This window comes from Pseudonocardia lacus (assembly GCF_018531445.1).
GTDB lineage: Bacteria > Actinomycetota > Actinomycetes > Mycobacteriales > Pseudonocardiaceae > Pseudonocardia > Pseudonocardia lacus.
In genome coordinates this window covers 1-23,172 of sequence record NZ_JAHDTH010000091.1, presented here as the reverse complement: position 1 = coordinate 23,172, position 23,172 = coordinate 1, and the positions used below count along the sequence as shown (strand labels likewise).

General features: G+C 73.7%; 20 protein-coding genes. 10 read left to right on the top strand and 10 right to left on the bottom strand.

What is annotated here, in order from left to right:
- The first annotated feature begins 59 nt into the window (after nt 1-59).
- From KIK08_RS19665 to KIK08_RS40080, 3 genes are all read left to right on the top strand, one after another.
- Nucleotides 60-806 carry a beta-phosphoglucomutase family hydrolase gene (locus KIK08_RS19665; protein ID WP_214404662.1) on the top strand — a complete coding sequence of 249 codons (747 nt, stop codon included), beginning with the start codon at nt 60-62 and terminating at the stop codon, nt 804-806.
- Entirely contained in the window at nt 803-3,160 is a 2,358-nt protein-coding gene (locus KIK08_RS19660; RefSeq protein WP_214404661.1) for a glycoside hydrolase family 65 protein, read from the top strand. The genes KIK08_RS19665 and KIK08_RS19660 overlap by 4 nt, the downstream gene beginning before the upstream one ends.
- 75 nt (nt 3,161-3,235) lie before the next feature.
- A complete protein-coding gene (locus KIK08_RS40080) occupies nt 3,236-3,595 on the top strand; it encodes a TraR/DksA family transcriptional regulator (RefSeq protein ID WP_308257745.1) in 360 nt (119 codons plus the stop codon).
- An 85-nt stretch (nt 3,596-3,680) separates the two neighbouring features.
- Here the strand turns inward: KIK08_RS40080 and aat are convergent, their stop codons facing one another.
- The gene (gene aat / locus KIK08_RS19650; protein WP_214404660.1) at nt 3,681-4,427 is read right to left on the bottom strand and encodes a leucyl/phenylalanyl-tRNA--protein transferase; all 747 of its coding nucleotides are present in this window, start codon (nt 4,425-4,427) and stop codon (nt 3,681-3,683) included.
- Between the two features lie 65 nt (nt 4,428-4,492).
- Nucleotides 4,493-4,702 carry a hypervirulence associated TUDOR domain-containing protein gene (locus tag KIK08_RS19645; protein WP_214404659.1) on the bottom strand — a complete coding sequence of 70 codons (210 nt, stop codon included), beginning with the start codon at nt 4,700-4,702 and terminating at the stop codon, nt 4,493-4,495.
- A 79-nt stretch (nt 4,703-4,781) separates the two neighbouring features.
- Between KIK08_RS19645 and KIK08_RS19640 the strand changes: the two genes are divergently transcribed.
- Both KIK08_RS19640 and KIK08_RS19635 read left to right on the top strand, forming a co-directional pair.
- Nucleotides 4,782-5,345, top strand: a complete 564-nt coding sequence (locus tag KIK08_RS19640) for a type 1 glutamine amidotransferase domain-containing protein (protein WP_214404658.1) — start codon at nt 4,782-4,784, stop codon at nt 5,343-5,345.
- An 89-nt stretch (nt 5,346-5,434) separates the two neighbouring features.
- Nucleotides 5,435-6,037, top strand: coding sequence for a DUF6328 family protein (locus KIK08_RS19635; protein ID WP_214404657.1), 603 nt, complete (start codon nt 5,435-5,437; stop codon nt 6,035-6,037).
- 23 nt (nt 6,038-6,060) lie between these two features.
- On the opposite strand, the gene KIK08_RS19630 is transcribed toward KIK08_RS19635, so the two are convergent.
- Both KIK08_RS19630 and KIK08_RS19625 read right to left on the bottom strand, forming a co-directional pair.
- Nucleotides 6,061-6,543 (bottom strand): SRPBCC family protein, encoded by a 483-nt coding sequence (locus tag KIK08_RS19630; protein ID WP_214404656.1) that lies wholly within the window; start codon nt 6,541-6,543, stop codon nt 6,061-6,063.
- Nucleotides 6,544-6,602: 59 nt separating this feature from the next.
- Nucleotides 6,603-7,379 carry a SigB/SigF/SigG family RNA polymerase sigma factor gene (locus tag KIK08_RS19625; RefSeq protein WP_214404655.1) on the bottom strand — a complete coding sequence of 259 codons (777 nt, stop codon included), beginning with the start codon at nt 7,377-7,379 and terminating at the stop codon, nt 6,603-6,605.
- A 268-nt stretch (nt 7,380-7,647) separates the two neighbouring features.
- Here KIK08_RS19625 and KIK08_RS19620 point away from each other — a divergent pair, with 268 nt between their 5' ends.
- Nucleotides 7,648-9,909: a HelD family protein gene (locus tag KIK08_RS19620; protein ID WP_214404670.1), complete on the top strand. Its 2,262-nt coding sequence runs from the start codon at nt 7,648-7,650 to the stop codon at nt 9,907-9,909.
- Nucleotides 9,910-10,069: 160 nt separating this feature from the next.
- On the opposite strand, the gene KIK08_RS19615 is transcribed toward KIK08_RS19620, so the two are convergent.
- The 5 genes from KIK08_RS19615 to KIK08_RS19595 form a co-directional block, all read right to left on the bottom strand.
- Nucleotides 10,070-10,834 (bottom strand): 3-oxoacyl-ACP reductase, encoded by a 765-nt coding sequence (locus KIK08_RS19615; RefSeq protein ID WP_214404654.1) that lies wholly within the window; start codon nt 10,832-10,834, stop codon nt 10,070-10,072.
- The gene (locus tag KIK08_RS19610; RefSeq protein WP_214404653.1) at nt 10,831-11,601 is read right to left on the bottom strand and encodes a gamma-glutamyl-gamma-aminobutyrate hydrolase family protein; all 771 of its coding nucleotides are present in this window, start codon (nt 11,599-11,601) and stop codon (nt 10,831-10,833) included. The genes KIK08_RS19615 and KIK08_RS19610 overlap by 4 nt, the downstream gene beginning before the upstream one ends.
- Nucleotides 11,582-12,955 carry a glutamine synthetase family protein gene (locus KIK08_RS19605; protein ID WP_214404652.1) on the bottom strand — a complete coding sequence of 458 codons (1,374 nt, stop codon included), beginning with the start codon at nt 12,953-12,955 and terminating at the stop codon, nt 11,582-11,584. Before KIK08_RS19605 ends, KIK08_RS19610 begins: the two co-directional genes overlap by 20 nt.
- 94 nt (nt 12,956-13,049) lie before the next feature.
- Complete coding sequence (locus KIK08_RS19600; RefSeq protein WP_214404651.1) at nt 13,050-14,744, bottom strand: amino acid permease; 1,695 nt, start codon at nt 14,742-14,744, stop codon at nt 13,050-13,052.
- A 62-nt stretch (nt 14,745-14,806) separates the two neighbouring features.
- Nucleotides 14,807-15,643, bottom strand: coding sequence for a choline kinase family protein (locus KIK08_RS19595; protein ID WP_308257746.1), 837 nt, complete (start codon nt 15,641-15,643; stop codon nt 14,807-14,809).
- Between the two features lie 17 nt (nt 15,644-15,660).
- Between KIK08_RS19595 and KIK08_RS19590 the strand changes: the two genes are divergently transcribed.
- The 4 genes from KIK08_RS19590 (at nt 15,661) to KIK08_RS19575 (ending at nt 22,889) form a co-directional block, all read left to right on the top strand.
- Nucleotides 15,661-18,243 carry a GcvT family protein gene (locus tag KIK08_RS19590; RefSeq protein ID WP_250557365.1) on the top strand — a complete coding sequence of 861 codons (2,583 nt, stop codon included), beginning with the start codon at nt 15,661-15,663 and terminating at the stop codon, nt 18,241-18,243.
- 123 nt (nt 18,244-18,366) lie between these two features.
- Nucleotides 18,367-19,989, top strand: a complete 1,623-nt coding sequence (locus KIK08_RS19585) for a GMC oxidoreductase (RefSeq protein ID WP_214404648.1) — start codon at nt 18,367-18,369, stop codon at nt 19,987-19,989.
- A gap of 19 nt (nt 19,990-20,008) precedes the next feature.
- On the top strand, nt 20,009-22,033 hold the full coding sequence (locus tag KIK08_RS19580; protein ID WP_214404647.1) for a patatin-like phospholipase family protein: 2,025 nt from the start codon (nt 20,009-20,011) through the stop codon (nt 22,031-22,033).
- An 85-nt stretch (nt 22,034-22,118) separates the two neighbouring features.
- On the top strand, nt 22,119-22,889 hold the full coding sequence (locus KIK08_RS19575) for an RNA polymerase sigma factor (RefSeq protein ID WP_214404646.1): 771 nt from the start codon (nt 22,119-22,121) through the stop codon (nt 22,887-22,889).
- Here the strand turns inward: KIK08_RS19575 and KIK08_RS19570 are convergent.
- Nucleotides 22,814-23,172, bottom strand: a 359-nt coding sequence (locus KIK08_RS19570) for a response regulator transcription factor (protein WP_214404645.1), incomplete at its 5' end; no start/stop codon positions are given. The two genes, KIK08_RS19575 and KIK08_RS19570, sit on opposite strands and share 76 nt — an antisense overlap.

The following is a 23,172-nucleotide window of genomic DNA, read 5'->3' as shown; positions in this document are numbered from 1 at the left end:
CCGAACGGACATCGACCAGCCGCGCGCCCGCGTCGGCGGGCGGTGGGTACGGTTCGCCCATGCTCGGCCTCCCCGACGGCACGCGTGCGTGCCTCTTCGACCTCGACGGCGTGTTGACCGACACGGCCAGCGTGCACGCCGCGGCGTGGAAGCAGATGTTCGACGATTTCCTCCGCGCGCGGTCGGAGCGCGAGGGCACGCCCTTCGTGCCCTTCGACGTCAGGACCGACTACGGTCCCTACGTCGACGGCAAGCCCCGGCTGGCCGGCACCGACTCGTTCCTGCGCTCGCGGGGGATCGAGCTGCCCCCGGGCGGTCCCGGCGACGCCGCGGACGCCGAGACGCTGTACGCGCTGTCGACGCTGAAGAACGACCTCGTCCAGGAGAAGATCCGGACCGTCGGGGTGGACGTCTACCCCGGGTCGGTCCGCTACCTGCGGGCGGTCAAGGACGCCGGGCTGACCACGGCCGTGGTGTCGTCCTCGGCCAACGCGGAGCAGGTGCTCGAGGTGGCGGGGATGACCGAGCTGATCGACCACCGGGTCGACGGCGTCACCGCCAAGGAGCGCGGCCTGCCCGGCAAGCCGGCCCCGGACACGTTCGTCGCCGCCGCCGCCGACCTCGGCGTCGGCCTGTCCGAGGCCGTGGTGTTCGAGGACGCGCTGGCCGGCGTGGCGGCCGGGAAGGCGGGCGGATTCGGCTTCGTGGTGGGCGTGGACCGCCTCGGGCACGCCGACAAGCTGCGCGAGAGCGGCGCGACCATCGTCGTCTCCGACCTCGCCGAGCTGCTGGAGGACCAGTCATGAGCCCCGACCCGGGTCGGCCCTTCACCGTCGAACCGTGGCTGGTGCGCGAGCCCCAGCTCGACCTCGACGCCCTCGGCCAGGTGGAGTCGGTCTTCGCCCTGTCCAACGGCCACATCGGGCTGCGCGGCAACCTCGACGAGGGCGAGCCGCACGCGATGCCGGGGACCTACCTCAACTCGTTCTACGAGCGCCGCCCGCTGCCCTACGCCGAGGGCGGCTACGGCTACCCCGAGTCCGGCCAGACGATCATCAACGTGACCAACGGCAAGATCATCCGGCTGCTGGTCGAGGACGAGCCGTTCGACCTGCGCTACGGCCACCTGCAGCGCCACGAGCGGGTGCTCGACCTGCAGGCCGGCACGCTGACCCGCGAGGTCGAGTGGGAGTCGCCGGCCGGGCGCGCGGTCAAGGTCCGCAGCACCCGGATCGTCTCGCTCACCCAGCGCGCGATCGCGGCGATCTGCTACGAGGTCGAGGTCCTCGACGCGCCGGCGCTGCTGGTCGTGCAGTCCGAGCTGGTGGCCAACGAGCAGCTGCCCTCCCGCGGCGACGACGACCCGCGCGTCGAGGCGGCGCTGACCGACCCGCTGGTCGCCGAGCAGCACCGCAGCGACGAGACCGGCGCCACGCTGCTGCACCAGACCCGCCGCTCCGGGCTGCGGGTGGCCGCGGCGATGGACCACGAGGTCTCCGGGCCGAACGGGTTCAAGATCACCTCGGAGGCGACGGAGGACATCGGCCGCACCACGGTCATCGCCCGGCTGGCGCCGGGGGAGAAGCTCTCGATCGTCAAGTACGTGGCCTACGGCTGGTCGGCTCGCCGCTCCCAGCCCGCGCTGCACGACCAGGTCCGCGCCGCGCTGGCCGCCGCCCGCTACACCGGCTGGCAGGGGCTGATCGACGAGCAGCGCGCCTACCTCGACGAGTTCTGGACCACCGCCGACGTCGAGATCGACGGCGACGCCGAGCTGCAGCAGGCCGTGCGGGTCGCCACCTGGCACGTGCTGCAGGCCGGCGCCCGCGCCGAGCGCCGCGCCATCGGGGCCAAGGGCCTGACCGGTGAGGGCTACGACGGGCACACCTTCTGGGACACCGAGACGTTCTGCCTCCCGGTGCTCAGCCACCTGGCCCCGGAGGCCGCCGCCGACGCGCTGCGCTGGCGGAAGTCGATCCTGCCGCTGGCCTACGAGCGCGCCGAGCAGCTGGGCATCAAGGGCGCGGCGTTCCCGTGGCGGACCATCCGCGGCCAGGAGTGCTCGGGCTACTGGCCGGCCGGCACCGCGGCGTTCCACATCAACGCCGACATCGCCGACGCCGTGCGCCGCCACGTGCTGGCCACCGGCGACGTCGAGTTCGAGCGCGAGGTGGGCCTGGAGCTGCTGGTGGCCACGGCGCGGCTGTGGCGCTCGCTGGGCCACCACGACTCGTCGGGCGAGTTCCGCATCGACGGGGTCACCGGTCCCGACGAGTACACCGCCATCGTGGACAACAACGTCTACACGAACCTGATGGCCCAGCAGAACCTGCGCGTCGCCGCGGAGACCGCGGCCCGGCACGCCCGCGCGGCGGCCCGGCTCGGGGTCAACGCCGAGGAGATGGCCAGCTGGCGCGACGCGGCCAAGTCGATGCGGATCCCGTTCGACGAGGTCCTCGGGGTGCACCCGCAGTCGGAGGGCTTCACCGACCACCAGGTCTGGGACTTCGAGAACACCCCGGCCAAGATGTACCCGCTGCTGCTGAACGTCCCCTACTTCGACCTGTACCGCAAGCAGGTGATCAAGCAGGCCGACCTGGTGCTGGCGATGCAGCTGCGCCCGGACGCGTTCACCCGCGAGCAGATGGTCCGCAACTTCGCCTACTACGAGGCGCTGACGGTGCGCGACTCGTCGCTGTCGGCGTGCACGCAGGCCGTCGTCGCGGCCTGGACCGGGCACCTCGACCTGGCCTACGACTACCTGGCCGAGGCGGCGCTGGTCGACCTGAACGACCTGGCCGGCAACTCCGACCACGGCGTGCACATCGCCTCGATGGCCGGCACCTGGACCGCGGTCGTGTCCGGCTTCGGCGGCATGCGCAACGACGGCACCGGCCTGCAGTTCTCGCCGCGGCTGCCCCCTGCGTTGTCGCGGATCTCGTTCGGGCTGCGCTGGCAGGGCCGCCAGCTGCGCGTGGAGATCCGGCCGGAGGAGGCGGAGTACCGGTTGGTCAGCGGCCCGCCGATGCGGCTGCGCCACCACGGGGAGCCGCTGGCGCTGGCCGACGACCCGCAGGTCCGCCCGATCGGGCCGGCGGAGTGGGTCGAGCCGGTGGAGCAGCCGCACGGGCGCGCCCCCCGCGCCCGCCACCCCGGGTGAGCCACGACCGGCGGGTGTGAGGGCCCGGGGGCGGGGGTAAGCAGCGGGGTCGAACGACCCCGCAAGGAGGACCCCGTGAACCCCGATCACGCCCGTGAGCTGCTCACCACCGAGCTCGCCGAGCTCCAGGAGCGCGCGCGCTTCGCAGGCGAGACCCGCGAGGAGGCCTCCGCCGACCCCGCCGGCCCGGAGGGCGCCCTCGGTCAGCACCCCGGTGACTACGGCACCGAGGTTGCGAACACCATGGAGGCCGAGCTGCTGCTGGACACCGTCGGCGCGCAGCGCCAGCGCATCGAGGCCGCGCTGGCGCGCCTCGACGACGGCACCTACGGCCGCTGCGCGGTGTGCGGCACCGCGATCGACGACGAGCGCCTGGAGGCCCGCCCGGAGGTCGACACCTGCCGGGAACACGCCGACACCCCGGTCAACGCCTGAGGGGCGTCTTCGCAGGGGCGCCATGATCTTCGCAGGTGCGGTAGACCCTGCGAAGACCATGGCGACTCTGCGAAGACGCCGGAGGTCAGCGCTCCAGCTCGGCGAGGGCGTCGGCGCCGTGCAGGGTCAGCCGCCACGGGCCCGGTGCCCCCGGCACGTCGAGGGCGTCGCGCAGGGCCTCCAGGAAGTCCGCGCGGGGCCACTCGATCGCCCCGAAGCGCTCCAGGTGCTCGGTGTGCACCTGGCAGTCCACCAGCGTGAAGCCCCAGCGCCGCAGGTTCGCCAGCGCCGTCACCAGCGCGACCTTCGAGGCGTCCGGCCGGCGGGCGAACATCGACTCGCCGCAGAACATCCCCCCGACCGCGACCCCGTACAGCCCGCCGACCAGCTCGCCGTCGCGCCAGGCCTCCACGCTGTGGGCGTGGCCGCGCCGGTGCAGGGCGCGGAAGCCGGCCCGGATCTCGTCGGTGATCCAGGTGCCGTCCTGGTCGGGGCGGGGCGCGAGCGCGCAGGCCGCGACGACCTCGTCGAAGGCCGTGTCGGCGGTGATCCGGTACGCGCCGGAGCGCACCGCCCGGCGCAGGGTGCGCCCCACGTGCACGGCGTCGAGCGGGAGGACGAACCGCGGGTCCGGGCTGTACCACAGCAGCGGCAGCCCCTCGTGCGGCCACGGGAAGATCCCCCGCGAGTAGGCCAGCAGCAGGCGCTCCGGCGAGGCGTCCCCGCCCACGGCGACGACCCCGTCGGGCAGGGCGGCCTCCGGCGCGGGGAACGCCAGCTCGTCGCCGAGCGCGGCGACGCGGCCGGTCAGCAGCGCGAGGAGGAGTTCCACCGACGTGGGTCTACCGCGCCGCGCCCGTGCCTGTCACGCGGCCGCGGCGCCGATCCGGTGGCCGGTCAGCCCTGCTCGTCCAGCGCGTCGGGCTTGTGCACCGCGTCGCGCCCGCTCTTGTCGCTGCGCACGCGGTACTGGGGATCGTCCTGCGAGGCCCGCACGGTGCGCCCGGCGGCCTCGGTGTCCTCGGTGATCTTCTCCTCGACCACGCCCTCCGCGGTGCCGCCGTGGCTGCGCCAGGTGACGTGGTCGCCCTTGCGGTACTCGGTCATGGTCGCGAATACCCGTCGGGGGAGCGGTTACCCCGGTGCGCAGGACCCGGAAGGGTGACGCACGACGGAAGGGAAGTCGATGAGCGGCAGGCTGGACGGCATGCGGATCGCGATCCTGGCGACCGACGGGGTGGAGCAGGTGGAGCTGACCGGACCGCGCGAGGCGGTCGCCGCCGAAGGAGCCCGGGTCGACCTCGTCTCGCTCTCCGACGGCGAGATCCAGGCCATGAACAGCGACATCGAGCCGGCGGAGAAGTTCACCGTCGACCGCACCGCCGCCGACGCCTCGCCCGACGACTACGACGCGCTGCTGATGCCCGGCGGCACGGTCAACGCGGACCGCCTGCGCATGGACGACGACGTGCGCGGGTTCGTGCGCGCGATCGTCGGGGCGGGCAAGCCGGTGGGGGTGATCTGCCACGGGCCGTGGACGCTCATCGACGCCGGCGTGGTCGAGGGCCGGACCCTCACGTCCTACCCGAGCCTGCGCCCCGACCTGCGCAACGCCGGGGCCGAGGTGGTCGACCGGGAGGTCGTCCAGGACGGCGCGCTCGTCTCCAGCCGCAACCCCGACGACCTGCCGGCGTTCTGCGCCACCGTGGTCGAGGTCTTCGCGACCGCGGGGAAGGCGACCGCCCGCTGAACGGTGGCGCTGAACGGCGGCCGGGAACAACCCGGGCGGCGTAGCGCCACCGGGTGAGACCGGTCTCACCCGACGGGTACGCTGCGCCGGTGAATCGGGCGACGGATGTCAAGGACGGCACAGGCGCTCAAGACGGTCAGCTCGTCGACGGCCGGAACGAGACCCCCGAGCAGCGCGCCGACCGCAACATGAACGAGCTCCTGCAGGAGCTGCGGGTCGTGCAGGCCGGCGTGCAGATCCTGATCGCCTTCCTGCTGTCGATGACGTTCACCGAGCGCTTCGGCCGCATCGACGAGTTCCAGCGCGGGACCTACGTCGTCACGCTGCTGCTGTCGCTGCTCACCGCGGGGCTGCTGATCGCGCCCGCGGCCGTGCACCGGGTCACCTACGGCCGCGGGCTCAAGCCCGAGATCGTGCAGACCGGGCACAAGCTGTTCGCCGCGGGGCTGGCCACCCTGGTGCTCACCCTGGGCGGGGGAACGCTGCTGGTGCTCGACGTGGCCGTGAACCGGGGTTTCGCGATCACCACCTCGATCGTCGTCGGGCTCGTGCTGGCCGCGCTGTGGTTCGTGCTGCCGATCCCGCTGCTGCGCCACCAGATCGCGGAGGAGCAGCAGCGCGACACCGACAACCCCGTCGACGACGACGCGGACGAGCCGCCGCCCGAGGACCGGGCGACGGCTCGCGGCTGAACTACCGGGCGGCTACCAGGCGACTACCCGTTGAACTCGCCGGTCTGCGGGGGCCGGTTGACGTCCTCGCGCCAGCCGCCCTCGGCCGCGCCGCGGTTCTCGATGTAGTCCTTGAACCGCTTGAGGTCGCCCTTGACGCGGTTCTGGACGATGCCCAGCGCGTCGCCCGCCTTCTCGACGAACCCCTGGGGGTCGTGGTCGAGCTGCAGGGTCACCCGGGTGGTGTCGTCGTCGATGCGGTGGAAGGTCACCGCGCCGGCCTGGTGGATGCCGTCGACGGTCGTCCAGGCGACCCGCTCGTCGGGGTGCTGCTCGGTGATCTCGGCGTCGAACTCCCGCTGCACACCGGCGATCTTCGTGACCCAGTGCGTCCTGGTGTCGCTGACCTGGTCGATGCGCTCGACCCCCTCCATGAAGCGGGGGAAGGACTCGAACTGGGTCCACTGGTCGTACGCGGTGCTGACCGGCACCTGGACGTCGATGCTGTGCAGAACGTTGGTGGTCATGGACCTCGACTACCCGGTCGGTCGTGACGCAACCGCGGCCCCGCCCGGCCGGGTGAGCGCTACCCCGGCTCCTCCTCGACCATCCGCCTGCGCAGCCGCTCCAGGGTCTGCGAGAGCAGCCGCGACACGTGCATCTGGGAGATGCCGACGCGGTCGGCGATCTGGGTCTGGGTGAGGTTGCCGAAGAAGCGCAGCAGCACGATCGTGCGCTCGCGCTCGGGCAGCTCGTCGAGCAGCGGGCCGATCGACTCGCGGTACTCCACCTGGTCCAGCTCGGCGTCGGGGCGGCCCAGCGTGTCCGACAGCGCCGTGTCGGCGCCGGCGACGAGCTCGTCGAGGGAGCTGCTGCGGTAGGCCTGCTGGGCGTCGAGGCCTTCGAGCACCTCCTCCACGGGCATCCCGAGCCGGCGGGCGATCTCGCTGGGCCGCGGGGCCCGGCCGAGCTCCTGGGACAGCGGGCCGACCGCGGAGGCGATGGTGCCCTGCAGGTCCTTGAGCCGCCGCGGCACCCGCATCGACCAGGTCCGGTCGCGGAAGTGCCGGCGGATCTCGCCGGTGATGGTGGGCACCGCGTAGGACAGGAAGTCGACCCCGCGGTCGGGTTCGAAGCGGTCCACGGCGTTGAGCAGCCCGACCGTGCCGGCCTGCTCCAGGTCGTCGGTGGGCTCGCCGCGCCCGCCGAAGCGGCGGGCGATGTGCTGCACGACCGGCAGGTAGCCGGTGACGAGCTTGGCGCGCAGCGCGGGCCGCTCGGGGTGCTCCGGCGGCAGCCCGGCGAGCTCCGCGAGCAGCGGGGCCAGGTGGCCGTACTCGGATGTGCCGGACGCGTCAGCCACGACTGCCCCGCCCGGGTGCGAGGAGCCTCGGGCGAGCCCGCGTCGGCGAAGGTGGCGAAGGCACTCGCGGAGCTACCCGCGGCCGGGGAGGCGGAAACACCCGCGCTGGTAGGTTCGTAGGTCTGCGTTTCGGCGCAGAGCCGCACAGTCCGCCGTACGAAGTGGTGATCAGCCGGTGTCGAACAGCACCTCCTGCGCGCACGATCCCGAGGTCGGTCCGCGGGCCGACGAGGGGGACGGCATCGAGCACGAGCGGCGCTACGTCGAGATGCTGTACGGGCGCCTCGACCAGCGCCGGGCCGAGACGGCCGCGCGGCTCGACGAGGTCCTGCACGCCGAGACGGTCGGCACGCCCCAGGCGCTGACCGAGCGCGACGTCGCCGCGGCCATGTACACCGACCGGCTCGCCGCGCTGCGCGCCGCCGAGCACGGCCTGGCCTTCGGGCGCCTGGACGCCGACGACGGCGAGCGCCGCTACATCGGCCGGCTCGGGCTGCTCGACGAGGACAACGAGTACGAGCCGCTGCTCATGGACTGGCGCGCGCCGGCCGCACGGCCGTTCTACACGGCCACCGCCGCGTCCCCGGAGGGCATCCGGCGCCGCCGGCACCTGCGCACCCGCCGGCGCGAGGTGCTCGCGATCGACGACGAGGTCCTCGACCTCGACGACGCGGCCGCCACCTCGTCCAGCTCGGGGCTGACCAGCGAGGCCGCGCTGCTGGCCGCGGTGTCCGCGCGGCGCACCGGGCGCATGGGCGACATCGTGGCCACGATCCAGTCCGAGCAGGACGCGGTGATCCGGTCCAAGCCCTCCGGCGTGCTGGTGGTGCAGGGCGGGCCGGGCACGGGCAAGACGGCGGTGGCGCTGCACCGCGCCGCCTACCTGCTCTACACCCACCGCGACCGGCTGGCCCGCCGCGGCGTGCTGGTCGTCGGGCCCAACCCGACGTTCCTGAGCTACATCGGGCAGGTCCTGCCCTCGCTGGGGGAGACGGCCGTCGTGCTCGGCACGGTGGGGCAGCTGTTCCCCGGCCTGGACGCGCGGCGCCCGGAGCCGGTGGAGGTGAGCGAGGTCAAGGGCCGCGCCGAGATGGCCGCCGTGATCGCCGCCGCCGTGCGCGATCGCCAGCGCATCCCGCGCGCACCGGTCGAGCTGGTCGTGGAGCAGCAGCGGGTGCGGCTCGACCGCGACATCGCCAACCAGGCGCGCAGCCGGGCGCGACGCTCCCGCAAGCCGCACAACGAGGCCAAGCGCATCTTCCAGCGCGAGGCGGTGCGGCTGCTGGCCCAGCAGGTGGCGCGCGGCCTGGGCGGGCGGGGCCTGCTCGACGGCGGCGACCTGGAGGACATCCGCGAGGAGCTGACCGAGAGCCCGGAGCTGCGCCGCGAGCTGGACGCCCTGTGGCCGACGCTGTCGGCCCAGCAGCTGCTCACCGACCTGTTCGCCGACCGCCGCAAGCTCAACCAGGTCGCCCGCCGCATCCCCGCCCCCGACCGCGACCGGTTGTACCGCCGGGCGCCCGCCGCCGACGTGCCCGAGGGCGCCCGGTGGAGCCCGGCCGACGTCCCGCTGCTGGACGAGGCCGCCGAGCTGCTCGGCGACGACGGCTCCGAGCAGGCCGCCCGCGAGGCCGCGGCGCTGCGCGAGGAGGTCGCCTACGCGCAGGGCGTGCTCGACGTGCTCGACCTGGAGGAGGACCTCGACCCCGAGCTGCTGCGGGCCACCGACATCGTCGACGCCGACCGGCTCGCCGAGCGCCAGCGGGTGCGCCGCTACGACTCCACCGCCGAGCGGGCCGCCGCCGACCGCGAGTGGACCTACGGGCACGTGATCGTCGACGAGGCCCAGGAGCTCTCGCCGATGGCCTGGCGGCTGATCATGCGCCGGTGCCCGACCCGGTCGATGACGATCGTCGGCGACATCGCCCAGACCGGCGACCTGTCGGGGGCGTCGTCGTGGGGACAGGTGCTGTCCCCGTTCGTGGCCGCACGCTGGCGCCTGGAGCAGCTCACGGTCAACTACCGCACGCCGTCGGAGATCGCCGACGTCGCCGACGACGTGCTGGCCGCGATCGAACCAGGGCTGGCGGCGCCGCGCTCGGTGCGCAGCGTCGGGGTGGCCCCGCGGGCGGTCGCGGCCGAGCCCGACAGGCTCGACGACGCGGTGGCCAAGGTGCTGGCCGAGGAGACCGGTGCCATCGGCGACGGCCGCACGGCGGTGCTCGCGCCGACGGCCAGGGTGGACGCGCTGCGCGTGCGGCTGGTCGGCGCGGTCGAGCCCGGCCCGGACACCCCCGACGGCCCGGCCGACCCCGACGTCGACCTCACCTCGCCGGTGGTCGTGCTGCCGATCAGCGCGGCCAAGGGCCTGGAGTTCGACGCGGTGCTGCTCGTCGAGCCGGCGGAGGTGCTGGCCGAGAGCCCGCGCGGGGCCAACGACCTCTACGTCGCGCTGACCCGCTCCACGCAGCGCCTGGCGGTCGTGCACGCGCAGCCGCTGCCGGAGATGCTGCGCCGCCTCGACGGTTGACCGGGGGCCCATGAACCGGTGCGCGGCCGGGCCCCGAGGTTCAGGAAAGCCACGATACTGCCCTCTGCGGGCAGCATCGTGGCTTTCCTGAACCGGGTGGGCGGGGCGGCGGGGGGCGGGGTCGTCGGCGCGCCGTGGGGAGGGGTGGCTGGAGGGGTGGTCAGAGGGGGGTGACGTAGGCGCCGGAGATGCCGCCGTCGACCAGGAACGTCGATGCGGTGATGAAGCTGGCGTCGTCGCTGGCCAGGAACGCGACCGTGGCCGCGATCTCCTCCGGCCGGGCGAAGCGGCCCAGCGGGATGTGCACCAGCCGGCGCTGGGCGCGCTCCGGGTCGGTGGCGAACAGCTCCTGCAGCAGCGGGGTGTCCACCGGGCCGGGGCACAGCGCGTTCACGCGGATGCCCTCGCGGGCGAACTGCACGCCCAGCTCCCGCGACATCGCCAGCACCCCGCCCTTGGACGCGGTGTAGGAGATCTGCGAGGTGGCCGCGCCCATCACGGCCACGAACGAGGCCGTGTTGACGATCGCGCCCTTGCCGGCGCGCCGCATGTGCGGCAGGGCGGCGCGGCAGCACAGGTAGACCGAGGTCAGGTTGACCTCCTGGACCCGCCGCCAGGCGTCCAGGCCGGTGGTCAGGATCGAGTCGTCGTCGGGCGGGGAGATGCCGGCGTTGTTGAACGCCACGTCCACCGAGCCGTAGCGCTCGGCCGCGGCTTCGAACAGGGCGGTGACCTGCTCCTCGTCGGTGACGTCGGTGCGCACGAACAGCCCGTCGACCTCGGCGGCGGCGGCCTCGCCGGCATCCGGGTCGATGTCGGCGACCACGACGCGGGCGCCCTCCTCGGCCAGCCGCCGCGCGGTGGCCAGCCCGATGCCGCTGCCCCCGCCGGTGATCACCGCTGTCCGGTCCTCGAACCGCCTCACGCGTGCTCCCTGTCCCTGTCCCGGGCCGCCGCCACGAGCGCGGCGAACAGCCCCCTGTCGTCCTGGTCCGTGCCCGGGACGGCGTCCTGCTCGGGGTGCCACTGCACCCCGACGACGAACTCCCGCCCGCGCAGCTCGACCGCCTCGGTCGAGCCGTCGCCGGCCCACCCGGTCGCCACGAGCCCGTCGCCGAGCCGGTCGACGCCCTGGTGGTGGTGGCACTGCACGCTCACCCGCTCGCCGAGCGCGGCGTGCACCAGGCTGCCGGGCTCCAGCGCGACGTCGACAGTGCCGAAGACGCCCGGGGTCGGGTTGTGCCCGGTGTGGCCCAGGACGTCGGGCAGGTGCTGGCGCAGCGTGCCGCCGAGTGCGGTGTTCAGCACCTGGATGCCGCGGCACACGCCGAGCACCGGGATGCCGACCTCCAGCGCGCGGCGCAGCACTGCCAGTTCCGCGGCGTCGCGCTCGGCCCGCGCGGGGCCGGTGCGCGGGTCGCGCTCGGCGCCGTAGCGGTCGGGGTCGATGTCCGGGCCGCCGGCGAGCACGAGGGCGTCGAGCCGGTCGACGGCGTCGGCGGCCTCCGGGCGCGGCGGCAGCAGCACCGGGACGCCGCCGGCGCGGATCACCGAGTCCGGGTAGGTGCGCGGCAGCAGCACGGCGTCGTGGTCCCAGACCAGGTAGGCCGCCCGCTCGCCGTAGGCGGTGACGCCGACGAGCGGACGGCGCCCCGGGGCGGCGCCGGTGTGGTCAGAGCCGTTCGAACCCACGCCTGCGCTCCCAGTCGGTCACCGCCGCGTCGAACGCGGTGAGCTCGATGGCGGCGGCGTTGGAGTAGTGCGCGACGACGTCGGCCCCGAACGCCTTGGCCGCCACCTCGGACGCGCCGAACAGGTCCGCGGCCTCGCGCAGCGTGCGCGGCACGGTCGGGCGGCCGCTCTCGTAGGCGTTGCCCGTGAACGGCTCCTCCAGCGCCAGTTCGTTCTCGATGCCGTGCAGGCCGGCGGCGATGAGCGCGGCGGTGGCGAGGTACGGGTTGACGTCGCCGCCGGGGACGCGGTTCTCCACCCGCAGCCCGGCGCCGTGCCCGACCACCCGCAGCGAGCAGGTGCGGTTGTCCAGGCCCCAGGCGACCGCGGTGGGGGCGAAGGAGCCCTCGGCGAAGCGCTTGTAGGAGTTGATGTTGGGCGCGTAGAGGTAGGTCAGCTCGCGCAGGCAGGCCAGCTGGCCGGCGATGAAGTGCTCGAACAGCGGCGAGAAGTGGTGCGGGCCGTCGCCGACGAAGGCGTTGCCGTCGCCGTGCTCGCCGCCGGTGCCCCGCAGCGAGATGTGGATGTGGCAGGAGTTGCCCTCGCGCTCGTCGAACTTCGACATGAACGTCAGCGAGGAGCCGGCCTGGTCGGCGATCTCCTTGGCCCCGGTCTTGTAGATCGAGTGGTTGTCGCAGGTGGTGAGCGCGTCGGCGTAGCGGAACGCGATCTCGTGCTGGCCGAGGTTGCACTCGCCCTTGGCCGACTCGACGACCATGCCGGCGCCGGCCATCCCGTTGCGGATGCGGCGCAGCAGCGGCTCGACCCGGGCGGTGCCCATGAGCGAGTAGTCGACGTTGTAGAGGTTGGCCGGCTGCAGGTCGTGGTAGGCCTTGCGCCACGCGGAGTCGAACGAGTCGGCGAAGATCATGAACTCCAGCTCGGTGCCGACGTCGGCGGCCAGGCCGCGCTCGGCGAGCCGGTCGAGCTGGCGCTTGAGGATCTGCCGCGGCGAGGCCGGCACCGGGGCGCCGTCGAGCCACTCCAGGTCGCAGATCACCAGCGCGGTGGCCTCGTGCCAGGGCAGCAGCCGCAGCGTGGCCATGTCGGGTCGCAGCACGAAGTCGCCGTAGCCGCGATCCCAGCTCGACATCTCGTAGCCGGCGACGGTGTTCATCTCGACGTCGACGGCGAGCAGGTAGTTGCACGCCTCCGCGGCGTTCTCGACGACCTGGTCGAGGAAGTACTGCGCCGCGCACCGCTTGCCCTGCAGGCGGCCCTGCATGTCGGTGAACGCCACCAGGACCGTGTCGATCGAGCCGTCCCGCACCCGGGTGCGCAGCTCGTCGAGGGTCAGCAGCCCGTTGCGGGTCATGGCCGGAAGCCTCTCACGAAAGATCGGATCGCCACGACGGGCCGCCGCCCGCGGAGTGCGGGTGGCGGCCCGTCGGACGTAACGGGAACGACGGTCAGGAGGACTTGCCGGCCTCGACCTCGAGCTGGTGCTCGATGGACTCGAGCTCGGCCTCCGAGCCGGCCTCGCGGATCGGGCCGGTGAACCACTTCCTGGCCGAGAGCAGGTACCAGCCGCCGAACAGGATCAGCGCGCCGCCCACGGTCAGCGGGGCGTAGTTGACGACCTCCCAGTCGAACTCCTCGGCCCCGGGCACGCCGTTCGGGGAGATCGGCATCAGGAACAGCACGCAGACCAGCGCGATCCAGACCACCGAGATCGGCGAGATCCACTTGTAGTGGTTGCCCAGGCTCCACGCGCCGCGCTCGAACCGGGCGCCGGCCCGGATCCGCAGGATGATCGGCAGCGCGAACGCGATGTAGAGCCCGATGACCGCGATCGAGGTGCCGACCAGGTAGCCGACCACGCCGTTGGCCAGGGTGGGGATCATCAGCGCCCAGGACAGCACGCAGATCGCGATGACCGCGTTGACCGGCACCCGGTTGCGGGAGACCTTGCGCCACAGCGAGGAGCCGGGCACCGCGCGGTCGCGGGAGAACGCGAACATCATCCGCGAGGCCGAGGTGACCGACGCGGTGCCGCAGAACAACTGCGCGACCACCGCGATCAGCAGCAGGAACTCGGCCCAGGTCTCACCGACCGACTCGGTCCAGATGTAGACCACGGCGTTGCCGGCCGCGTCGATGGTGCCCTGCACGTCGGGCACGGCGAAGGTCACCGCGACCAGCAGGATGAACCCGAACACGACCGAGACGACGACGGCCATGACCATGCCCAGCGCGGCCGAGCGGGAGGCCTGGCGGGTCTCCTCGCTCATGTGCGCCGAGGCGTCGAAGCCGGTGATCGTGTACTGGGCCATCAGCAGCCCGATGCCGAAGACGAACCAGAACGAGTTGTCCGAGAACCCGGAGTTGTTGATCGTCTCGGTGAACACGAAGGACGCCGACTGGTGGTTCTCCGGGATGACGATCAGCACGCCGACGATGACGACCACGCCGACCATGTGCCACCAGGCGGAGAAGGTGTTCAGCCGGGCCAACAGGTTGACGTTGAGCAGGTTGACCGTCAGGTGCAGCGCCATGATCACCGTGTAGGTGATGAAGATGGCCCCGGTGTCGGTGCCGATCAGGTCGGGGAACCACAGGTTGAGCAGCGCGGTGGTGAAGATCGCCGCGCCGTAGTCGATGGCCGCGGTCACCGCGATCTGGCCGACCAGGTTGAACCAGCCGGTGAACCAGCCCCAGGCCGGTCCGCCCAGCTTGGACGCCCAGAAGTACAGCGCGCCGGCGGTGGGCATGGCCGAGGCGATCTCGCCCATCGCCATGGCCACCAGCACGCAGAACACGCCGACCAGCAGCCAGCCCCAGGTGATCGCGACCGGGCCGCCGTTGTTGAAGGCGATGTAGTAGGAGGTCAGGCAGCCGGCCAGGATCGAGATGATCGTGAAGGAGATGGCGAAGTTGGAGAACCCGCCCATCTCCCGGTAGAGCACCTGGGCGTAGCCCAGCCGGTGCAGGATCGCCTCGTCGCTGTCGTGAGACGGGGAGGCCGGCGCGGCCGCGGTGGTGTCGGCCGTCGTGGTGTCGGCCGTGGTGGTGTCGGTCGCGGAGGCGCCGGTCACGCTCGGGGTGCTCGTGCTCGCGGTGGCACCGGTATCGCTCGCCTTGCCGTCGGGGCGGTCTTCGGCCATGGGTTGGGGTCCTGTCTCGATGGGGAGGCTCGGTTGGCGGGCGGGCGGTCGCGCGGGGCGCGTCACCCGCCCGTGCGGGCGGCCGCGAGCAGGGGCTCGAGGTCGGGTCCGTCGAACTCCGCGACGGCGCGGTCGTACTTCTCCATGCCCCAGGACCAGAAGTCGAAGTCCATGGGGCTGGTGGCCTGCTGTATCGCCGCCCAGAGCGTCCAGCCGTACTTGGACATCAGTCCGAACAGCCGGGCGCGGGCGACCTGCTCGGGGCGCGGTCGTCCGTAGTAGGCGGTGACGAGCACGTCGAGCAGCGGGGCCGGGAGGTTCGCTTCGCTCCAGATGTTGCCCAGTTCGAAGCAGGGGTCGTTGTTGCCGGAGTACTCGTAGTCGATGATCCGCACGCGCTCGCCGTCGTCGAGGAGGTTGGCGGCGAGCAGGTCGTTGTTGCAGGGCACGGTGACCCGCGGGCCGAGCGCTTCGGCGATGCGGGCGACCCGCGGCGCGAACTCGTCGTAGCGCGGGGGGAGCCGGAAACCGTGCTCGGCCACGATCGCGCGGTAGCGGGCCTGCACCGCGAACATGTCGAAGTCGTTCACGAAGCGCGGTCCGGCGTGCAACTGCCGGCATGCCGCGGCCACCCGGCCGAGCACGGCCGGGTCGTGCAGGTCGGCGTCGGTGAGGGCGGTGCCGGGCAGGAACCCGACGGTCAGCCCCGAGCCGGCCCGGTAGTGCAGCACCGGGGCGCCGACCCCGGCCTCGGCCGCGGCGACCGAATTCGCGTGCTCGTGGTCGCGGTCGATGCCCAGCAGGCCCGGCCCCTCTGCCGGAATGCGCACGACGCAGCACCCGTCGGCGTTGGTCACCTTCAGATTGCGATTCGTCAATCCTCCCGGCAGGTCCTCCACCGTTCGGGGGTGCCGCGATGTGCACGGAATGGAGTCGAGCAACTCGTCCAAATTGGCGTCGACGGACGCGGTCTGCAACTCCACCGGGGGATACTAGGGCTCGCACTGTGACCGGTCCAGACCGTAATGTCACCGGCGTGGTCGATCTTCCGCACCGTGCCCGGATTGTGATCATCGGAGGGGGTGTCGGTGGCACCAGCGTCGCCGCGCATCTGGTCGAACGGGGCGAAAGGGACGTTCTGCTCCTCGACCGCGGCGAATTGACGAGCGGGTCGACGTTCCATTCGGCCGGTCTGGTCGGCCAGTTGCGCTCCGATCCCGCGCTCACCCGGATGAACGTCCACTCGGTCGAGCTGTACCGGCGCCTGGAGACCACCGAGCACGCCCCGGGCTGGGTCGAGTCGGGCTCGCTGCGGCTGGCCTCCTCGCCCGCGCGCCTGGAGGAGATCCGCCGCCAGGCCGGCTGGGCGGCGCGCTCCGGGCTGCCGCTCGAGCTCATCTCGGCCGACGAGGCGAAGGCGCTCTTCCCGTTCATGTCCACCGACGGCGTGCTGGGCGCGGCGTACACGCCCACCGACGGCCAGGTCGACCCGGCGCGGCTGTGCCAGGCGATGGCCGCGACGGCCAGGGCGGGCGGCGCGACGATCGCCCAGCACACCCGCGTCCTGGGCATCGACGTCCAGGAGCGCGGGGGCCACCGGATCGTCACGGGCGTGCGCACCGACCGCGGCGACGTCGAGTGCGAGGTGGTGGTCGACTGCGGCGGCATGTTCGCCGCGGAGATCGCCCGCATGGTCGACGTGCGGGTGCCGGTGGTGCCGATGTCGCACCAGTACGCGGTCACCGCGGCGCTGCCGTGGGACGAGGTCGGCGGCCGCCGCACGCTGCCCTCGCTGCGCGACCCCGACCTGCTCGTCTACTACCGCCAGGAGATCGACGGCCTGGTGATGGGCGGCTACGAGCGCCGCAGCGAGGCGTTCACCGCCACCCGCACCTCCTACGACGCGGTGCCCGCCGACTTCAACGGCCGCCTGCTCAGCCCCGACCTCGACCGCTTCGACGAGATCATGACCAACGCGCAGGTGCGGGTGCCGGTGCTGGCCGACACCGGGCTGGCCTCGATGATCAACGGCCCGGAGGCGTTCACCCCGGACAACGAGTTCTGCCTCGGCGAGACCGAGGTCGCCGGGTTCTTCGTGGCCGCGGGCTTCTGCGCGCACGGCATCGCCGGGGCAGGCGGCATCGGGCAGGTGATGGCGGCCTGGATCCTCGACGGCGACCCGGGGATGGACCTGTGGCACATGGACGTGCGCCGGTTCGGCCGCCACTACCGCTCCCCGGGCTACACCCTGGCCCGTACCGCGGAGAACTACGAGAGCTACTACGACATCTCCTACCCGGCCGCGGAGCGCACGGCCGGGCGGCCGCTGCGGCTCTCGCCCGCGCACGCCTGGCACGCCGCCCACGGCGCGGTCTTCGGCGAGAAGGCCGGCTGGGAGCGGGTCAACCACTACTCGGTCGCGGGGTCGGAGGAACTGCGCCCGCACGGCTGGGCCGGGCACCACTGGTCGCCGTGCGTGCAGACCGAGCACCTCGCGGTCCGGTCGAGCGCCGGGATCTTCGACGAGAGCTCGTTCTCCAAGATCGAGATCACCGGGCCGGACGCCGCGGCCTTCTGCCGGCAGGTGTTCGCCGGGCGGGTCGACCGGGCCCCGGGCGCGGTCACCTACACGCAGGCCCTCAACGAGCGGGCCGGCATCGAGATGGACGTGACCCTCACCCGCCTCGCCGCGCAGGAGTTCCTGCTGGTCACCGGTACCGCGCTGAGCGGGCACGACCTGGGGTGGCTGCGCCGCCATGCCCGGCTGCTCGGCTCGTCGGTGCGGATCGCCGAGGTCACCGGCGGCTGGGCGTGCTTCGCGCTGTGGGGCCCGCGGGCGCGCGACCTGCTCGCCCCGCTGACCCCGACCTCGCTGGCCGACGCCGACTTCGGCTACCTGACGATGCGCGAGACCACGGTCGCGGACGTCCCGGTGCGGGCGTTGCGCGTCGGGTTCGCCGGCGAGCTGGGCTGGGAGCTGTACTGCTCGGCCGAGTACGGCATGGCGCTGTGGCGCGCGCTGGCCGGCACCGGTGCCCAGCCCTGCGGCTACCGGGCGCTGGAGAGCCTGCGACTGGAGAAGGGCTACCGGGTCTGGGGCTCGGACATCGGCCCGGAGACCACCCCGGACGAGGCCGGGCTGTCGTTCGCGGTGCGCCGCCCCGACAGCGCGGGCGGCGACTACATCGGGGCGAAGGCGCTGCTGGCCGCCCGCGACCGCGGCGTCGAGCGGACCCTGCAGTGCCTCGTGCTCGACGAGCCCCGCTCGGTGGCCCTGGGCGGCGAGCCGGTGCGGCTCGACCGCGTCGACGACTTCGTCGGCCAGATCACCTCCGGCGGCTACGGCTACACCGTGCAGCGCTCGATCGCCTACGCGTACCTGCCCGTCGCCGCGGCCGAGGGCGACCGGGCCGAGGTGCAGGTCGACGGCAGGTGGGTGGGCGCCGCCGTGGCCGCCACCCCGCTGCACGACCCCTCCGGCGCGGCCGTCCGCGCCTGACGGGGGATCTCCCGCCGCCGACGTATCCAGCCGGCCCATCGCGCATTCCTCCTCCCGCAGGACGCGGACGCCCGCCCCCGAGCCCCCCGGCCGGCGGACCCCGCGCCGAGGAGGGGAGCGGCGATGGCGGAGGAGCGCCACGAGAGCGGCGTCTGGGACGTCCTGGTGGTCGGGTCCGGCTTCGGCGGGTCGGTGGTGGCCTGCCGCGCCGCCCAGTGCGGCAAGCGGGTCCTCGTGCTGGAGCGCGGGAAGTGGTACCGGCCCGGCGAGTTCCCGCGCACCCCGCTGCAGATGGCGGACAACCTGTGGAACCCGAAGTCCGAGCGCTACGGGTTGTTCCAGCTGTGGTCGTTCCGCTGGATGGACGCGGTGGTGGCCAGTGGGGTCGGCGGCGGTTCGCTGATCTACGCCAACGTGGCGATGCGGATGCCGGCGGAGTGGTTCTGCCAGCAGCGCGATCTCTGGCCGCTCGACTACGCCGAGCTCGACGAGCACTACCGGGCGGCGGAGAAGATGCTCGGCGTCCAGCAGTTCCCCGCCCACCTCGATGAGCGCGTCCCGAAGATCGGCCGCTTCGACGATGCGGCCTGCGGCGCGGGACTGCGGGTCGAGCCGGCGCCGCTGGCGGTCAGCTTCTCCGCGCCGGACCGCCCGCTCGGCGACGACATCGACGACGGCGGCAACGTGCACGGTGTGCGGCGCCGCACCTGCCGGCTGTGCGGTGAGTGCGACCTGGGTTGCAACGAGGGCGCCAAGAACACCCTCGACCTGACCTACCTCTCGGCGGCGACGTCGCCGCAGCTGCGCGTGCCGGCGACCGTGCGGGACCTGTCCGACGTCCGGCGCATCACCCCGGTCGAGCGGGGCGAGCGGATCGAGTACGAGGTCGGGTACTTCCACCACGACCCGGTCACCGGTGACCGCACCTGTCGCACGGAGCGGGCCCGCAAGGTCGTGCTGGCCGCGGGCGCGCTGGGCACGACCTGGCTGCTGCTGCGGAACAGCTGCCCCGAGAACCTCGACCGGCTCAGCGATCGGTTGGGCAGCGGGTTCTCCGGCAACGGCGACGCGCTCGGCTTCCTGGACGCCGACGACGACCGGACCGTGGACTCCTCGAAGGGCCCGGTCATCACGCGCATCGCGCACGCCGACGGGCACCTCGTGGAGGACGGTGGCCACCCGCTGTTCGCCGCGTGGATGGCCACCGCGCTGGAGCCGCGCGTGTACTGGCGCGCCGTCCGGCTGGTCGTGGCCCACGTCGCGAAGCGGCTGGTCGGCCGGCCCGACACCGATGTCAGCGACGAGGTCGCCGAGGTGCTGGAGGCCGCCGAGAAGGCGCGCAGCACGATGCCGGTGCTGGTCATGGGCATGGACACGACCAGCGTCGGATCGATGCGGCTGGACCGCCGCCGTCGCCTGGAGATGGACTGGCCCCAACTCGACGCCCGCAGGTACCTGCGGCGGGTGTGGCGCACGGTCGACCGGCTGGCCCGGGCGGGCCGGTGGCGGTTGCGCCGCGGCCCGTCGGACTGGCTCTCGCGCGGCATCACCGCGCACCCGCTGGGCGGGGCGCCGATGGGGCGCACCGTCGAGGAGGGCGTCGTCGACCCCTTCGGCCGGGTGTTCGGCCACCCCGGGCTCTACGTGGCCGACGGCTCCGTCGTGCCGGGGCCGATCGGGGCGAACCCCTCGTTGACCATCGCGGCGCTGGCCGAGCGCTTCGCGACCAAGATCGTGGAGGACTGAGGTGGCGGGAAAGAGCAGCATGTTCGAGGGCACGGAGCCGGGCGGCGTGCTGGCCCCGGACCCGGGGCCGGGCGGCCCCCGGCGGGCGCTGGTGATGGCCGGGGGCGGGCTCAAGGTCGCGTTCCAGGCGGGCGTGCTGCAGGTGTGGCTGGACGAGGCCCGCTCGGACGGGCGGCCGCTGGAGTTCTGCCACGCCGACGGGGCCAGTGGCGGGGTCTACAACCTGGCCATGTGGTGCCAGGGGATGTCCGGGCGCCGGATCGCCGACAACTGGCGGCGCTTCGCCCCGGTCCGCGACGGGCTGGCGGTGAACTGGCGCGGCTGGCCGCGGGGCGCGTCACTGCTGTCGATGGAGCGGTTCCGCAGGCGCACGCTGCGCGAGGGCTGGGGGCTGGACTGGGAGCGCATCCGGGCCAGCGGGCGCTCGGCCGGGTTCAACCTGTTCGACGTGCACGAGCAGCAGCTCGTCACGCTCCCGCCGGCGGCGATGACCGAGGACCACCTGGTGGCCGCGACGTCGCTGCCCGGCTGGTACCCGGCGGTGGCGATCCGCGGGCGCAACCACATCGACGGCGTCTTCGTCACCGACGCCAACCTGGACGCGGCGATCGCCGCGGGCGCCGACGACCTGTGGGTGGTGTGGACGGTCAGCACCCGGGGCCGCTGGCGCGGCGGGCCGGTCGCGCAGTACTTCCAGGTCATCGAGGCGTGCGCGAACGGGCGGTTGCGCCGCGATCTGGACCGCATCGCGCGCAGCAACACCGCGCACGCGCAGGGGCGTCCGGCCGAGTACCCGCACCCGGTGCGGGTGCGGGTGCTGCAGCAGGAGGTGCCGATGCACTACCTGTTCACCTTCACCCGCTCCGCGTTCGTCGCCGCCGTCGACAGCGGGGTGGCCGCGGCCCGGCGGTGGTGCCGGGAGCAGGGCGTCGAGGTCGACGAGTCGGCGTCCGCCCCGCCGGACGACCCGGCCACCGCCGGCACGGGCCCGGCCCGGCCGGTGCGGTTCCGGGAGCGGATGTCCGGGCCGGTGGTCGTCGGACCGGCCGGCGACACCGCCGCGGAGGGTGCGGCCGACGGCGCGGACCGGATGGCCCTGCGCCTGGACGTGTCGATCGACGACCTGGCGACCTTCCTGGCCGACGACCGGCACGTCGCGCGGTTGGCGGGCCGGGTGGACTGCCCGCTGCTGGGCGGCACCCGTCCCGTCGTCGACGGAACGGTCGCGCTGCTGCCGGAGTCCCTCCCCGGGCGCGGCAGCACGATGGAGTACCGGCTGGCCACCACCGACCGCAGCGGCCACCCGGTGCAGGTGGTGGGCACCAAGGTCGTCGCGGGCCGGCCGGGCTCGTCGCCGTGGGCCGACACGACCACGCTCGACCTGCGCGTCCTGCGCGCGGGCGGGCTCGACGACGCCCCGGTGCTCGGCGGGACGCTGCGGATCAGCGCGCCGGGCGTGCTGCGCCTGCTGGCGTCCCTGCGCGGCCCGGGCCGCGTCGGCTTCCTGGCCTTCTTCGGCCGCCGGCTGGCCCGGCTGTACCTGCACCGGGACCGGGACCGGCCCGCGCCGGTCGAGCTGCCGGGCTGGCCGCCGGAGGAGCGACCGCAGGGCGCGCAGGTGTTCGTGCACAACGAACGGGTCGTGCCGGGGCCGCCGCGGCGGGCGTGGGAGGTGCTGGTCTCGGCCGGGTCCTGGTCGTCGTTCTACCCCAACGCGCTGTTCCTGCGGGTGGCCGGCAGCCCGCAGGGCCGGCTCGGCCCGGGTGCGGTGTTCCGCTGGGTGACGTTCGGCCAGCCGATCACCTGCACCGTCACCGCCTTCGACGAGGCGGCCGGCCGGCTCGGGTGGAGCTGGCGGGGGCTGGGCGCGCGGGGCCACCACCTGTGGTCGCTCTCGCCGTCGGGCGGCGGGACCCGGGTGATCACGCAGGAGACCCAGCGCGGGCCGCTGCCGTGGTTGGCCGCGCCGCTGCTGCGCAGGGTGATGCACGCGGGGCACGACCTGTGGCTGCGCGGCATGGAGCGGGAGGTCTCCCGGGGCTGACCGGGGGTCGGCAGGGGTTTCCTCGGATCCCCGGGGTCGGGGCCCTCCCTAGCGTCGGTGACCCGCCGAGACGAGGGAAGAACCGATGCCAGAGTCCCCCTCCACCACCGCTCCCAGCACCGCCCCCGCCACCGCTCGGACCGCCCCCGGCGAGCGCACCGTCACCGACCTGGTCGCCGCGGCCGCGGCCGGCGACCGGGCCGCCTGGACCGAGATCATGGCCCGGTACGGCTCCATGGTCCGCGCCGTGGCCGGCGGGTTCCGGCTGCAGGAGGCCGACGCCGCGGACGCCGTGCAGAACACCTGGCTGCGCGCGCTGGAACGGCTGCACACCGTGCGCGATCCCGAGCGCCTCGGCGGTTGGCTGAAGACGACCGCCCGCCGGGAGTGCCTGTCGCTGCTGGCCGCGGCCGGGCGCGAGCGGGTCGACGACGAGGTCGGCGAGACGCTCGTGGAGTCCGGGCCGGGGCCCGAGGCGCTCGTCCTGCACGACGAGATGCGCCGTGCGGTGCGCGAGGCGGTCGACACGCTGTCCGGGCGCCGGCGGACCCTGGTCGACGTGCTGTTCTTCGGCTGGCCGGGCAACTACGCCGCGGCCTCGCGGATGATCGGCATGCCGGTGGGCAGCATCGGCCCGACGCGCGCCCGCACGCTGCGCGACCTGCGCGCCCGGCTGGAGGTCCTCGGCGTCTCCGACGCCGGCGGCGGCTGCGGCGCCGCGGGCTGGGAGCTGCCGGTGGCCACGCTGCGCCCCGGGCTGCCGATCGGCCGCGCGGGCGATCAGCCCGCCGGCGCGGGAGCGGGCTCGATGAACCGGCCCAGCTGCGTGCGCGACCTGATGCCCAGCTTCCGGTAGATGCTGCTCAGGTGGTACTCGATCGTCTTGACGCTGAGGAACAGCGAGGCGGCGGCGTCGGCGTTGCTCATCCCGGCGTGCACGGCCAGGGCCACCTGCAGCTCCTGGGCGGTGAGCAGCCGCTCGACCGGCTCGCCGCGCACCGGGGCGGAGCCGCCGCTGGAGGTCAGCTCGGCGCGGGCGCGCTCGGCCCACGGCGTGGCCCCCAGCCGCTCGAAGGTCTCCAGCGCGGCCCCGAGGTGGGCGCGCGCCCCGGAGCGGTCGCGGCTGCGGCGCAGCCGCG